Raw genomic sequence first — 13,384 nt, 5'->3', positions numbered from 1 at the left:
GACCTGGCAGACAACGGCGGCCCCATGAGCTTCACGCTCTCGCAACCGGCGCACAGCGAACTGCTGGTCAAGAAGAGCCGCTTCATCGGCTGCGTGCAGCCGGTGGCCGACCGAGCCGCGGCACTGGCCGTGGTGGCGACGCTTCGCAACGAACACCCCGCCGCCGCGCATGTCTGCTGGGCGCTCATGGCGGGCGGCCAATCGGCAGCCAACGACGACGGCGAGCCGGGCGGCACCGCCGGGCGCCCGATGCTCGAGGTGCTGCGGCACCAGCAGCTCGAAGGCGTGCTGGCCACGGTGGTGCGGTACTTCGGTGGCATCAAGCTGGGCGCGGGCGGGCTCGTGCGGGCCTACACCGATGCCGTGGCGCAGGCCTGCCTCGGGGCGACGCTGGTTCCGCTGGTGCGCCAGCGGCTGCTGCAATGCGCCGTGCCCTATGCGCTCGAGGGGCTGGTGCGGCGCGAGATCGCCGCCGCGGCAGGCGCCGCGCTGGTCGAGGTGCGGCATGGCGACGCGGTGGACTTCGCGTTCACGCTGCCCGAGTCCGACGCCGGCAGCTTCATCGCCCGCCTCGACGATGCTGCGCAAGGGCGCGCCGTCTGGCAGCAGGCGTGAGCCGACGCGCGGGAACCGCCCGGGCCGAGGGAGGCACCATTGCCAGCACGCCACGCCCCGCTATCGGCAGGGGCTCAGCATCCTCATTGGGACCGCGCCGCGCCATCTCGGCGGTGACGATGCCCGTCGGCACGGCCAGCACGCCCCAGCCCAGCAGCATCATCACCGAGGTAATGGCACGGCCGAGATCCGTCTTGGGCACGAGGTCGCCGAAGCCCACAGTGGCCATGGTCGAGATGGCCCAGTAGATTGCGATCGGAATGCTGGTGAAGCCGTGAGCCGTGCACCGGGCCCTCCACCACGTACATCAGCGTGCCCATCACCAGCACCACCAGCATCACGAAGCCGACGAACACCGTGATCTTGCGGCGGCTTGCAGCCACGGCCGAGACCAGCGCGCGGTATTCCACCGAGTAGCGCGACAGCTTGAAGATGCGGAACACGCGCAAGAGCCGCAGGACGCGCACGTCGATGAGATAGGCGAGTTCGGGTGCGAACGCCACCAGGTAGGTCGGCAGGAGCGCAAGCAGGTCGATCACGCCATAGAAGCTGAGCGCGTAGCGCATCGGCTTGTTCACGCAGGCGAGCCGCGCAATGTATTCGAGCGTGAACAGAATGGTGAATGTCCATTCGAACGCATTGAACAGCGACCGCCATTGGTCCCGGATCGACTGCACGCTGTCGAGAATGACCACCAGCACGCTGGTCACGATGACGGCAATCAGCGCAAGGTCGAAGAGCAGGCCCGCGCGCGTGTCGGCCTCGAAGATCACCGTGAACAGCCGACGTCGCCAGCCACTTGCCGGCTTGTCGAAGCGCGCGTCGATGGTCGAGGAGATCGCGAAGGTCCGGGCGGCAGAGTCGGTGTTCGTTCGGGTCATCTTTGCAAGGCCTGGGCCACTTGAGAGTGCCATTGTCGGGCGGCCGTGGGATTTATTCAGTTACGTTTCTTGCGCAATGAAGTGCCGCAGGCCGCGAGGGGGTTCTTACGATAGCCCCTTTGTTGAGGAGCTCCCCATTGGCTACACAGTCCCCCTTTTTCGGCAAGCGTGATCGTGACACCGACTCGTTGACCTCCCGCCCCGCGCCGCTGGTGGGTTCGGGTACCAATCTCTCGGGTTCGCCCGTCAATCCTTCTTCTCTGACCGCTCAGCAAGGCGGCCTCACCGCAGCGACCGCACCCGCCAAGGAAGGCGGCAGCAAGCTCACCGTCGGCCCCAACATCAAGCTCAAGGGCGTCGAGATCACCGATTGCGACACGCTCGTGGTCGAAGGCCTGGTCGAGGCCACGATGGACTCGCGCCTGATGCAGATCGCCGAACAGGGCGAGTTCAAGGGCTCGGCTGAAATCGACATCGCCGAAATCCGCGGCGTGTTCGACGGCAACCTCACGGTGCGCGAAAAGCTCGTGATCCATTCGACCGGCAAGGTCACCGGCAAGATCCGCTACGGCAAGATCGTGATCGAGGAAGGCGGCCAGCTGTCGGGCGAAATCAGCTTCGGCGCCAAGCCGTCGCTGCAAGCCGCAGCCTGATCAGGCTGTTTCTTCAGCAGGCGGCTTCCAACCCAGGCGCTCCAGCAAGGCACCGGCCGCGGCCGGTGCTTTTTCTTTGGCGCCGTTGATGAAGTAGACGAACACCTCGCGCTTGCTGGGTGATTCGGCCCATTGCCGCGCGCGCTCGGCCCAGCTGTCGAGCGCTTTCGGCGCATAGCCTGTCTTGAGCTTGGCGTCGGCCATCATGAGCCGCGCATAGGCAAAGTCGCCTTCGGGCTCGTCGAACGACGGGAACTTGTCCGCGTCGGTGAACACGGTCGATACCTTGTATTTTTTCGCGAGCGCCTGGTAGGCGGGCGTGATGAAGCTCTCATGCCGCACGTCCATCACGTGGCGCAGTGCGCGGCTGCCCTCTTTCTTCGGCAGCAACTGCAGAAAAGCCTCGAAGTCCTCCGCATCGAACTGCTTGGAGGGCATGAACTGCCACACGATCGGGCCGAGCTTGTCGCCCAATTCGACCACGCCGCTTTCGATGAAGCGCTTGATCGAGTCGCCTGCGGTCGCAAGCACCTTGCGGTTGGTGGTGAAGCGCGAGGCCTTCATCGAGAACATGAAGTCCTCCGGCACCTCGTCGTGCCACTTGCGGAAGGTCTCGGGCTTGAAGGTGCTGTAGTAGGTGCCGTTGATCTCGATGGCGCTCACCTGGCGGCTCGCAAAGCGCAGTTCCTTGGCCTGCGCGAGCCCCTTGGGATAGAAGTTGTCGCGCCAGGGCTCGTAGGTCCAGCCGCCGATGCCTACCCTGATATCCACCGGGTTCCGAGTCGATGTTGCCTTGCTCACATTGCGCTCCGGGTTGAGATCGCCCGCACTCTACGCGGGGTCGCGCGCAGGCGCAAAATGCGTTTTTTCCTCACCCGCGGAGAACCCCCCGATGAACGCCCCCCTGCACCGCGAAATGCCCGCCGGAACGCTCGATGCCGAGCGCGCCCTGTCCGATGTCAGCGCCCGATGGGACGGCGACATCGTCAGGCAGCTGACCGACTACATCGCCATTCCTGCCAAGTCGCCCGGCTTCGACGCCGAGTGGGCCGCCCACGGCTACCTTGAAACGGTGCTGCGCAACGCGGCCGCCTGGGTCGAGGCGCAGAAGGTCGAGGGCCTGAAGCTGGAGATCGTGCGCCTGGAAGGCCGCACGCCGGTGCTGTTCTTCGAAGTGCCAGCCACCGGCACCGACATGGGCGAGACCGTGCTGATGTACGGCCACCTCGACAAGCAACCCGAATTCACCGGCTGGCGCAACGACCTCGGCCCCTGGACGCCCAAGTACGAGAACGGCCTGCTCTACGGCCGCGGCGGTGCCGACGACGGCTATGCGGTCTACGCCAGCGTCGCCGCGCTGCAGGCGCTCAAGAACCAGGGTGCGGCGCATCCGCGCATCGTGGGCCTGATCGAGACCTGCGAGGAAAGCGGCTCCTACGACCTGCTGCCCTATGTGGACGCGCTGCGCCCGCGGCTGGGCAATGTCGAACTGGTGATCTGCCTGGACTCCGGCGCCGGCAACTACGACCAGCTATGGCTCACCACGTCGCTGCGCGGCATGGCCAGCGGCACGCTCAAGGTCGAAGTGCTGACCGAAGGCATCCACTCCGGCGACGCGTCGGGCCTGGTGCCTTCGAGCTTCCGCATCATGCGGCAGGTGCTCGACCGCCTCGAAGACAGCGCCACCGGCCGCCTGCTGCCCGCGAGCTTCCATTGCGAAGTGCCGGCCGACCGCCTGGCGCAGGCCAGGGCCACCGCCGCCATCCTCGGCGAAGAGGTCTACAAGCGCTTTCCGTGGGCGCACTACGACTGCGGCGGCTCGACCATGTTCGCGTTGCCAACCACCACCGACCCGGTGGAGGCGCTGCTCAACCGCACCTGGAAGCCCACGCTGTCGGTCACCGGCGCGGAAGGCTTTCCGGCGCTGAAGGATGCAGGCAACGTGCTGCGCCCCTACACCGCCTTCAAGCTCTCGCTGCGCCTGCCCCCGCTGGTCGATGCGGCCGAAGCGGTGCAGCAGCTCAAGACGCTGCTCGAAGACAACGCGCCCTACCAGGCCCGCGTGACCTTCGAAAGCGGTGGCGGTGCCACCGGCTGGAACGCCCCGACGATCACGCCGTGGTTCGAAGACGCGCTCAACAAGGCCTCGCGGGCGCACTTCGGCGCCTCCTGCGGCTACATTGGCCAAGGCGGCACCATTCCGCTGATGAACATGCTGAGCGCAGGCTTCCCGAAGGCCCAGATGATGGTCTGCGGCGTACTCGGCCCGAAGAGCAACGCGCACGGACCCAACGAATTCCTGCATGTGCCCTACGCCAAGAAGCTCACGGCCGCCGTGGCCGAGGTGATTGCGGCCCTGCCGGCTGCGCATCGCGCCGCGGCTGCGGAGCCGGTCGCTGCTTGACCGGACCCGCGCCGACTTTGCCGCCTTTGCAACAGCAGCGCGTTTCGCTGTCCACGCCCGACGGCGAGACGCTGTCGCTGCGCCGCCTCCCGTCGGCCGCCGCATCGCGCGCCGTGGTGGTGCTGGTGCATGGCCTCGGCGAGCATGCCGGCCGCTATCAGGCATTGGCCGAGCGCCTGCACGGGTGGGGTTTCGCCGTGTGGGCGCATGACCATCACGGGCACGGCGAGTCCTCCGGCGCGCGCGGCGGCCTGCCGAGCGAGTTGCGGCTGGTCGACGACCTTGCGCTGGTCATCGACGACGCGCGGCGCGAGAACCCCGGCCTGCCGCTGGTGCTGCTGGGCCACAGCCTGGGCGGGCTGGTCGCGGCCAGCCTGGTGGCGCGCGGCGTACGGCCGGTCGACGGGCTGGTGCTGTCCTCGCCGGGGCTTGATCCCGGCCTGAATGGTTTCCAGAAGGCGCTGCTCGCGGTGCTGCCGCGCATTGCGCCCAGGCTTCGCGTCGGCAATGGGCTGGATGACAATTTTCTTTCGCACGATCGCGCCGTGGTGCAGGCCTACCGCGACGATCCGCTCACGCACGACCGCATCGGCGGCCGGCTTGCGCGCTTTCTCGCGCACGAAGGGGCTTTGGTGCAGCAGGCCGCGGCGCATTGGCCGGTTCCCACTTTGCTGATCTACGCGGGCGACGACCGTCTGGTGGTGCCGGCCGCCAGCCGTGCCTTCGCCGAGGCGGCCGCGCCCAGCGGCATGGTCGAAGCGCGGTGCTTCGAATCCCTGTACCACGAGATATTCAACGAGCTGGATGCCGGGCCGGTGTTCGCCGCGCTGCAGCGCTGGCTCGACAAGCGCTTTCCGCCTGACTGAACGGGCGCTTCAGGCGTTGGCGGCAGCAGCAGCGCGCCGGCGCGTCTGCGCGAGCCATAGCAGTGCCGCGCCCGTGAGCACCACCGGCACCAGCGAACCGTAGTTCAGCAATTGCCAGCCCTGCGTCGTGACCAGCACGCCCGAGGCGAACGAAGTCAGCGCCAGCGTCGCGAACACGCAGAAGTTGAGCGCGCCCTGCGCCCGGTCGCGCTCTTCGGCCGTATAGGCCGTCAGCGACAGCGTCGTGCTGCCGGTGAACAGAAAATTCCAGCCCACGCCCAAGAGGCAGAGCGCCACCAGGAAGTGCTGCAGTTCCACGCCCGACAGCGCAACGGCGATGCAGCCGAAGTTGAGCGCGAGCCCCACGCCCATCACGGGCAGTGCGCCAAAGCGGCGGATGAGGTGTCCGGTGAAGAAGCCCGGCGCGAACATGCCGATCACATGCCATTCGAGCACCAGGGCGGCATCGGAAAACGGCAGGCTGCAGATCTGCATGGCGATGGGCGTGGCGGCCATCAGCAGGTTCATGACGCCGAAGCCCAGTGCCCCCGCCGCGGCCGCCACGATGAACACCGGCTGCCGCATGATCTCCGAGAGCGGCCGCCCGCCCAGCGCCTGCTGGCGAGTCAGCGTGGCGGGAAAGTCGATGAACCGCATGACCCCCATCGAGAGCAGTGCCACCGCTGCCAGCGCGATGTAGGCACCCGCGAACGGCACCGCAAACACTTCGCGCGTGGCGGCCGCCAGGTTGGGGCCCGCCACCGCGCCGATCAACCCGCCGGCCATCACCAGCGACACGGCCTTCTCGCGCCAGGCCGGTGCCGCGAGTTCGGCGGCGGCAAAGCGATAGAGGCCCGCATTGGCGTTGTAGTAGCCGGCCACCACCGTGGCAAGGCACAAGAGCCAGAAATTCTTCGACACAGCCGCGAACGCGCACAGCAAGGCCGAGCCCAGCGCCACCGCCAGCCCGATCTGGAACGAGCCGCGGCGGCCGAATCGCTGCTGCGTGCGCGCCACCAGCCCGGTGGTGAGCGCGCCGCCCACCACGTAGCCCATGACCGGCAGCGTGGCCATCCAGCCGCGCGGTGCGATGCTCAGCCCCACCAGCCCGTTGATGGCGATGAAGGTCACGTTGTTGGTCAGGAACAAGCCCTGGCAGATGGCGAGCAGCCAAAGGTTGCGGTTCATGGAAAAGTGGCGAAGGCGCGCAGCGGCATGGAGGCTGAGGTTCTACGCGATTCGCTCCCGGTGCGCCAGCCGAGATGCGCAGGCCAAAAAAAAGCGCCCTCGCGGGCGCTGGAATTCTCGATGAGCAATGGCTCAGGGCTGCTTGTTCTGCAGCAGGCCGCCAAGCGAAGCCAGGAGATCGCTCTGGTCGCCGAGGCCCTGCTCCGGCACCTTGCCCTGCGGCGTGAGCCGGTCGATGAGAACCGGCAGCAAGGTGGCCAGCATGGGCAGCAGCGTTTGCGCATTGATGCCGAGCCTGGAGGCGATGTTGGCAATGGTGTCGTTGCCCAGCGCGTCCTGCAGTTGTCCGCCGGAGACCGGCTGGTTTTCTCCCTTGCCGATCCAGGAGCCGATCACGTCGCCCATGCCGGCTTGCTCGAACTTCGAGACTAGCCCTCCCAGGCCCCCTGCGCTGCCGTTGTTGGCGAGCAGCCCGCCCAGCGCGCCGGCCAGGCCGCCGAGATCGCCCATCCCGCCGCCCTGCGGTTGCTGCTGCTGTTGGCCCGCGCCTCCGAGCACCTGACCGAGTACCGAATCGAGCAATCCCATGGCGATTTCCTTGGTGTGTGACAGAACCGCCCGCATTTTCCAACGCAAACGGACCGCGAGCCGACAGTGGTAGCGCCCACTATCGCCGCGCCGTGTGACAAATTACCGGGTACGCGCCGGCCGTTTGGGCAGCAATGCGGGGCTGACCCCTTGCACGCCCACCAAGCCGAGCACCGTGACGAGCGAATTCTGCGCGCCTTTCCATGCGTCTGTCACGTCGATCGCCTCGCTCAGGGCGTGAAAGCCGGTGGACTTGCCGCCCCCGCCGATGATGATGGCCGGAATGCCGTACGACATCGGCACGTTGGCGTCGGTGCTGCCGCCGCGCAGCAGCGTCTTGTGGCCGAAGGCCGTGTTCGAGCGGATGGCTGCTTCCACCATGACCGAGTCGGAGGGCGTGCGGCCGCCCGGCCGGTCGCCGATCAGCTTGTTGCTTGCGCTCAGCGTCGTCACGTTCCAGCGCTTGTTCTCTTCGACCACAGCCTCGTCGATGGCCGCGAGGATCTTCTTCTCCGTTTCGAGCAGCGAGGCCATGTCGTCCGAGCGGATGTCGACGGCCATGCGCGCGTCGGGCGCAATGGTGTTGACCGAGGTGCCGCCGCCCACGGTGCCGACCGTGAACGTGGTCTTCGGGAAGCTCGGCGTGCGCACCTCGGAGATCTTGGCAATGGCGCGGCCCATGCCGTGGATCGCGCTGGGCACCTGGCCGAAGGCGGCGAAGCTGTGGCCTCCCGGGCCTTTGAACGTGACTTCGTAGCGGTGGCTCGCGGTGCCGAGGATCAGCACGTTGCCGTCGGGCGAAGGCTCCAGCCCCACCATGCCGTCGATATCCAGGTGGTCGCGAAAGATGGCCTTCATGCCGCGCAGGTTGCCCAGCTCTTCCTCGCCGACATTGGCGACGAACAGCAGGTCGCCCACCGTCTGCACCTTGTTGTCGTTGAGCACCTTGAGCCACGACAGCAGCACCGAGAGGCCGCGCGTGTCGTCCGCTATGCCGGGCGCATGCAGCTTGCCGTCGTGCTCCTTCACCTTCACGTCGGTGCCGGCGGGAAACACGGTGTCCAGGTGGGCCGAGATCAGCAGCTTGGGCCCGTTGCCCGTGCCCTTGCGCAGGCCGACCACGTTGCCTTCGGCGTCGATCTTCGCATCGGCAAGGCCCAGTGCCTTCATGCGCGCAAGGAAGGCTTCGGCGCGCTTCTGCTCCTTGAACGGCGGGGCCTCGATCTCGGTGAGCATCTTGAGGTCTTCGACCGCGCGGTCATGGTCGGCCTTGACCGCATCGAGCAGCTTCTGGACCGTGGGCGCCGCCATCAGCTGGGTAAAGGTTTTTTCCACCTCGGGGCCGACCTGCGCGGGCGTGGGCGCAACGGCGGTGTTCTGGGCTTGGGCGCCCTGCACGGCGCAGAACATGGCCAGAACAAGGGGCGCAAGGGGAGCAAGCCGGAGGGCGCGCGGTGAACGAAGCATGGCGTGAAGATCCTTCTTTCTGTCTGTCATGACGAATGGGTGAGGCACGCTCGCCTCACGGGAACACAATCAGGGGCCGGCGAGCGACACCAATGCCGCGAGCGCCGCCGTCTCGGCGCGCAGCACGCGCGGTCCGAGAGTGACCGGCGCAAAGCCGCACGCCAGGGCCTCTTTTTCCTCGGCGCCGCTCAGGCCGCCTTCGGGGCCGCTCAGCACCAGCACGCTGCGGTCGCCCGGTGCCGATGCCGTGGCATCGGCCACGCCCCGCGTGCCTTCGGCGAGGCTCAGGACAAGGCGCAGCGCGGCGGCGCCGCTGTTCGCATCGGCCCAGGCCGACGGGCTCGAGAACGGCCGCACCGGATGGATCACCGGCACGCGGTTGCGGCCGCATTGCTCGCAGGCCGCAATGGCAATCGCCTCCCAATGCGCCCTTTTCTTTTCGGCGCGCTCGCCCGAGAGGCGCAGCACGCCATGGGCCGTTGCCAGTGGCTGGATGCTTGCAACACCCAGTTCGGTGGCTTTCTCGACCAGCCAGTCCATGCGCTCGTTGGCGGGCATGCCGACCGCGAGATGCACCGCGCGCCCTGCTTCGCGCTCTGTGGCCGCGTGAACGCCAAGCGTCACCGAAACGTCGCTGCGCCCCATGCGTTCGACCGTGGCCGCGTATTCGCCGCCCGAGCCGTCGAACAGCGTGAGCGCGTCGCCGGGTTGCATCCGCAGCACCTGCACGTGGCGCGCCGCGCCGGGGGGCAGTTCGAACGTGGCACCCGCAATCAGCGGCACCGGGCAATGGAAACGCGGCATCTAGGGCCGACCGTAGACGAAGCCGGTGAGCGCCGAGCTGCCTTCGATTTCGTCGATCACGCGCAGCAGCGGCGTCAGTTCCATGTAGCGGCTGGCCGTGGAGCGGATGTAAGCGATGAATCGGGGCGTGTCGGCCAGGTAGCGAGGCTTGCCGTCCCGCAGGGTCAGGCGGGCGAAGATGCCGGCGACCTTGAGGTGGCGCTGCAGCCCCATCCACTCGACCGAGCGGTAGAAAGCGCCGAAATCGGCGTCGACCGGCAGCCCGGCCTTGCGGGCGGCCTCCCAGTAGCGGATCGTGACGTCGAGCACGAACTCCTCGTCCCAGCTCAGGAAGGCATCGCGCATCAGGCTGGCGATGTCATAGGTGATCGGACCGTAGACCGCGTCCTGGAAGTCGAGCACGCCCAGATCCGCTCCATCGCGGACCATCAGATTGCGTGGCATGAAATCGCGGTGCACGTAGACACTTGCGGAGGCCAGGTTGCTCTCGACGATGAGCTTGAAGCTGCGCTCCAGCCGCTCCTTGAGCTTGCCCTCGACGGCAATGCCGCGGTGGCGGCCGATGTACCACTCGGGAAAAAGCGCCAGTTCGCGCTCGAGCAGCGCACGGTCGTAGGGCGGCAGCACGCCCGGCCTGGACGCCAGCTGCCAGCGGATCAGCGCGTCGATGGCCTGGTCATAGAGCGGACGGCTCGCGTCGGGCCGGGCCGGATCGACCACGTCGAGCATGGTCTCGCGGCCCAGGTCGTCGAGCAGCAGGAAGCCGTTCACCCGGTCCCATTCGAGCACCTGCGGCGCGGTCACCCCGGCTTCGGCCATCAGGCGGGCGACCTGCACGAAGGGCTCGCTGTTTTCCTTGTCCGGCGGCGCGTCCATCACGATGCGGGTGCCGCAATCCTCCGCACCGTCGACCCGGAAGTAGCGCCGAAAGCTCGCGTCGGCGGACGCAAGGCGCACGGTTTCGGGCAGCAGGCGGTGCGTGGCGGAGATGCCGGCCAGCCAGTGCCGGAAGGTCGCGGCGCGCTGCGGATCGGTCCAGGGAATGGCCTCGGCGGAGGGGGTAGGCTCGGAAGCCGGGAGCGGGGGTGCTGTCATGGATAATCGATTCTACAAATCCGCCTGGCGCGGCAACTCCTGCGGTCCTCCCCGGTCGAACAGGGCTGCCGCCGGCTCCTGCAACCTGCCGGCCTGCCGCGCCGTCCTCCCGACGATCCTTCGTTCCTGACCGATGCCTACGATCCAAAGCCTCCACGCTTGGCACCTTGTGCACTCGCAGCCCTTCCAGGGGAGACTGCGGGCCTTCTCCGGAATGCCCTGGCGGGTGGCTTGATGAGCCGACGCGTTGCCTTGCGGCGTTCCGGCCCGCCCCTGCCATTGGCCGTGTTGTCGCTGGCGCTGCTGCATGCGCACGGCGCGTCCGCACAGCCGGCGGGCGGCCTCGACGGTCCGCTCACGCTCAAGCGCACGCCGCAACTGACCGAAACGCTGCCGCCGAATGAACGCAGCCAACTGCCGAGCCTCATCACCGGCGACCGGCTGTCGGGCCGCCAGGATCTCGAAACCGTGGTCGAAGGCCATGCGACGCTGCGGCGCGGCGAGGTCGCCATCACCGCCGACCGGCTCGAGTACTACCAGCCCGACGACCGCGCCAAGGCGCGCGGCAACGTGCGGGTCAACCAGGCCGGCAATGTGTACGAAGGCCCCGAACTCGAACTCAAGCTCGAGACTTTCGAGGGCTTTTTCAACAACGTGCGCTACTCCTTCCTCGTCAACGGCGGGCACGGCGAGGCGCAGCGCATCGATTTCGTCGACAGCAACATATCGGTGGCCCGCAATGCCACCTACACCACCTGTCGCCGCGAAGATTTTCCGGGCTGGATGCCGGCCTGGCTGCTGACCGCAGCCACGATGACCACCGACACCGAGGAAAACGTGGGCGTGGCCACCGATGCGCGGCTGAGTTTCATGGGCATCAGCACGCCGCCGCTTCCGAGCGTGAGCTTTCCGCTGTCGAACCAGCGCAAGAGCGGCCTGCTGCCGCCCACGATCGGCCTCGACAACACCAACGGCATGGAGATCTCGCAGCCGTACTACTGGAACATCGCACCCAACCGCGACGCCACTTTCACGCCAACGCTGATGAGCAAGCGGGGCCTCAACCTGGGCTCGGAATTCCGCTATCTCGAGAAAGACTACAGCGGCAGCATCCGCCTGGACCTGATGGGCAGCGACCGCCTGGTAGGACAGCGCTACAACGAGCTGCGCGCCACCCAGCTCCAGCAACTGGCCAACGGAGAAATCCAGGCCAAGGACCTGACCGCTGCGCCCAACAGCAGCAAGCGATGGGGCATCTGGGCCAACCACCACCAGGACTTCAACGCCAAGGCGCTGGGGCTCGATTCGCTGTCGGCCAACATCAACATCAACCGGGTCAGCGACGACGACTACTGGCGCGACTTCACGCGCACGCCCACCTTGGCGCAGCGCCAGCTGCCGAACGAAGCGGCGCTCAACTGGGGCAAGGGCGACTGGAGCGGCGGGATTCGTGCGCTGCGCTACCAGACGCTGCAATACAACTTGTCGCCGATCGTGCCGTCCTATGACCGGATGCCGCAAATCACGGCCAACTACAACAAGTACGACTGGCACGGCTTCGACGTTTCGCTGAACCTCGACTACACGCGCTTCCGCGTCAACTCCATCCTGGCCGGCCAGCCTGGCTTCGACATCAACCAGCAGTCGCAGCCCGACGGCGATCGCGCCTTGGCGATCGGCACGATCAGCCGGCCGTTCATCACGCCGAGTTCCTTCGTCATTCCCAAGCTGCAGCTGAATACGGCGTCGTACAACTACTACCTGCCGCAGTCGGACATTCCGAAGCTCACCGTCAATGGCATCACATATGTCAATGGCGTGCCCTACAACGCGAATTCGCTGTACTTCTTCCCGACCTCGAGCAACCGGACGGTGCCGACCTTCAGCCTCGACAGCGGCTTGATCTTCGAGCGCGACGCGAGCTACTTCGGCCGCGCCTTCCGCCAGACGCTGGAGCCGCGCGCGTACTACGTCTACACGCCGTACCGCAACCAGAGCATGCTGCCGAACTACGATTCGGCCGCCAACGATTTCAGCTTTGCGACCATCTACACCGAGAACGCCTTCTCGGGCAACGACCGCATCTCCGACACCAACACGCTCACGCTGGGCGTGACCTCCCGACTGATCGACCCCGCAACCGGCGTCGAGGCGGCGCGCTTCGGCATTGCGCAGCGGCTGCGCTTCAGCGACCAGAAGGTCACGCTGCCGGGCGGCACGCCGGTGACCGACCGCGCGAGCGACCTGCTGCTGGGCGCGCAGATCAACTGGACGCCCAAGTGGAGCCTGGACACGGTGGTCCAGTACAACCCCGACACGCGCAAGTCGGAGCGCTCGGCCATCAGCGCGCGCTACAACCCCGAGCCGTACCACAACCTGAGTGCGGCCTTCCGCTACCAGGCGCCCACCACCCCGACCGCCACCGACGGCAACAAGTCGTTCGACGTGGGCTGGCAGTGGCCGCTCAACGACCTGTGGGGCGACAAGGGCAAGGACCTCGGCCCGGGCAAGGGCCAGGGGGGCGGACGGTGGTACGCGGTCGGCCGGCTCAACTACAGCCTGCAGGACAAGAAACTCACGGACGGCGTGCTCGGCTTCGAGTACGACGGCTGCTGCTGGATCGGACGCGTGGTGCTGCAGCGTGTCACCACCGGCCAGGTGACGGCCAACACCCGCATCATGTTCCAGCTCGAATTCGTCGGATTTTCCAGCATCGGATCGAGTCCCATGCAGGCCCTGCGGCAAAACATCCAGCGCTACCAGCCTCTTCGCCAGCCCACCGAAGGGCCGAGCCGCTTCACCAATTACGACTGAGACGATTGA

General features: G+C 67.0%; 11 protein-coding genes and 1 pseudogene. 5 read left to right on the top strand and 7 right to left on the bottom strand.

All coding sequences use genetic code 11. The annotated features are described in order from the left end of the window. Positions 1 to 24: 24 nt before the first annotated feature. Entirely contained in the window at positions 25 to 615 is a 591-nt protein-coding gene (locus ACJ7Z0_RS15940; protein WP_434790594.1) for an IMPACT family protein, read from the top strand. Here ACJ7Z0_RS15940 and ACJ7Z0_RS15935 read toward each other — a convergent pair. Continuing rightward, positions 560 to 1,496, bottom strand: a pseudogene (locus ACJ7Z0_RS15935) (ion transporter). The gene ACJ7Z0_RS15940 and the pseudogene ACJ7Z0_RS15935 overlap by 56 nt on opposite strands. A 137-nt stretch (positions 1,497 to 1,633) precedes the next feature. Here ACJ7Z0_RS15935 and ACJ7Z0_RS15930 point away from each other — a divergent pair. Next, positions 1,634 to 2,149 (top strand): bactofilin family protein, encoded by a 516-nt coding sequence (locus tag ACJ7Z0_RS15930; protein WP_369654016.1) that lies wholly within the window; start codon positions 1,634 to 1,636, stop codon positions 2,147 to 2,149. Here the strand turns inward: ACJ7Z0_RS15930 and ACJ7Z0_RS15925 are convergent, their stop codons facing one another. Continuing rightward, the gene (locus ACJ7Z0_RS15925) at positions 2,150 to 2,950 is read right to left on the bottom strand and encodes a DUF72 domain-containing protein (RefSeq protein ID WP_434790593.1); all 801 of its coding nucleotides are present in this window, start codon (positions 2,948 to 2,950) and stop codon (positions 2,150 to 2,152) included. It lies immediately after the preceding gene. Positions 2,951 to 3,041: 91 nt separating this feature from the next. Here ACJ7Z0_RS15925 and ACJ7Z0_RS15920 point away from each other — a divergent pair, with 91 nt between their 5' ends. Both ACJ7Z0_RS15920 and ACJ7Z0_RS15915 read left to right on the top strand, forming a co-directional pair. Continuing rightward, positions 3,042 to 4,553 (top strand): M20 family metallopeptidase, encoded by a 1,512-nt coding sequence (locus ACJ7Z0_RS15920; RefSeq protein ID WP_434790592.1) that lies wholly within the window; start codon positions 3,042 to 3,044, stop codon positions 4,551 to 4,553. 26 nt (positions 4,554 to 4,579) lie between these two features. Continuing rightward, complete coding sequence (locus ACJ7Z0_RS15915; RefSeq protein WP_434790591.1) at positions 4,580 to 5,419, top strand: alpha/beta hydrolase; 840 nt, start codon at positions 4,580 to 4,582, stop codon at positions 5,417 to 5,419. 9 nt (positions 5,420 to 5,428) lie between these two features. Here the strand turns inward: ACJ7Z0_RS15915 and ACJ7Z0_RS15910 are convergent, their stop codons facing one another. From ACJ7Z0_RS15910 to ACJ7Z0_RS15890, 5 genes are all read right to left on the bottom strand, one after another. Then, on the bottom strand, positions 5,429 to 6,607 hold the full coding sequence (locus ACJ7Z0_RS15910) for an MFS transporter (protein WP_434790590.1): 1,179 nt from the start codon (positions 6,605 to 6,607) through the stop codon (positions 5,429 to 5,431). 132 nt (positions 6,608 to 6,739) lie between these two features. Then, positions 6,740 to 7,195, bottom strand: a complete 456-nt coding sequence (locus tag ACJ7Z0_RS15905; protein ID WP_434790589.1) for a YidB family protein — start codon at positions 7,193 to 7,195, stop codon at positions 6,740 to 6,742. A gap of 102 nt (positions 7,196 to 7,297) precedes the next feature. Continuing rightward, positions 7,298 to 8,662 carry a M20/M25/M40 family metallo-hydrolase gene (locus tag ACJ7Z0_RS15900; RefSeq protein ID WP_434790588.1) on the bottom strand — a complete coding sequence of 455 codons (1,365 nt, stop codon included), beginning with the start codon at positions 8,660 to 8,662 and terminating at the stop codon, positions 7,298 to 7,300. A gap of 69 nt (positions 8,663 to 8,731) precedes the next feature. Further along, entirely contained in the window at positions 8,732 to 9,466 is a 735-nt protein-coding gene (locus ACJ7Z0_RS15895) for a 16S rRNA (uracil(1498)-N(3))-methyltransferase (RefSeq protein WP_434790587.1), read from the bottom strand. After that, positions 9,467 to 10,561, bottom strand: a complete 1,095-nt coding sequence (locus ACJ7Z0_RS15890) for an aminoglycoside phosphotransferase family protein (protein WP_434790586.1) — start codon at positions 10,559 to 10,561, stop codon at positions 9,467 to 9,469. A gap of 234 nt (positions 10,562 to 10,795) precedes the next feature. Here ACJ7Z0_RS15890 and ACJ7Z0_RS15885 point away from each other — a divergent pair, with 234 nt between their 5' ends. Continuing rightward, positions 10,796 to 13,375 carry an LPS-assembly protein LptD gene (locus ACJ7Z0_RS15885; protein WP_434790585.1) on the top strand — a complete coding sequence of 860 codons (2,580 nt, stop codon included), beginning with the start codon at positions 10,796 to 10,798 and terminating at the stop codon, positions 13,373 to 13,375. The last annotated feature ends 9 nt before the right edge of the window (positions 13,376 to 13,384 follow it).

Origin of the sequence: Variovorax palleresanus, from assembly GCF_051144945.1 — a bacterium.
In the GTDB taxonomy this organism is placed as follows: Bacteria; Pseudomonadota; Gammaproteobacteria; order Burkholderiales; family Burkholderiaceae_C; genus Variovorax; species Variovorax paradoxus_S.
Note: the sequence above shows the minus strand (reverse complement) of the source record. Positions and strands in the feature narration are given on the sequence as shown.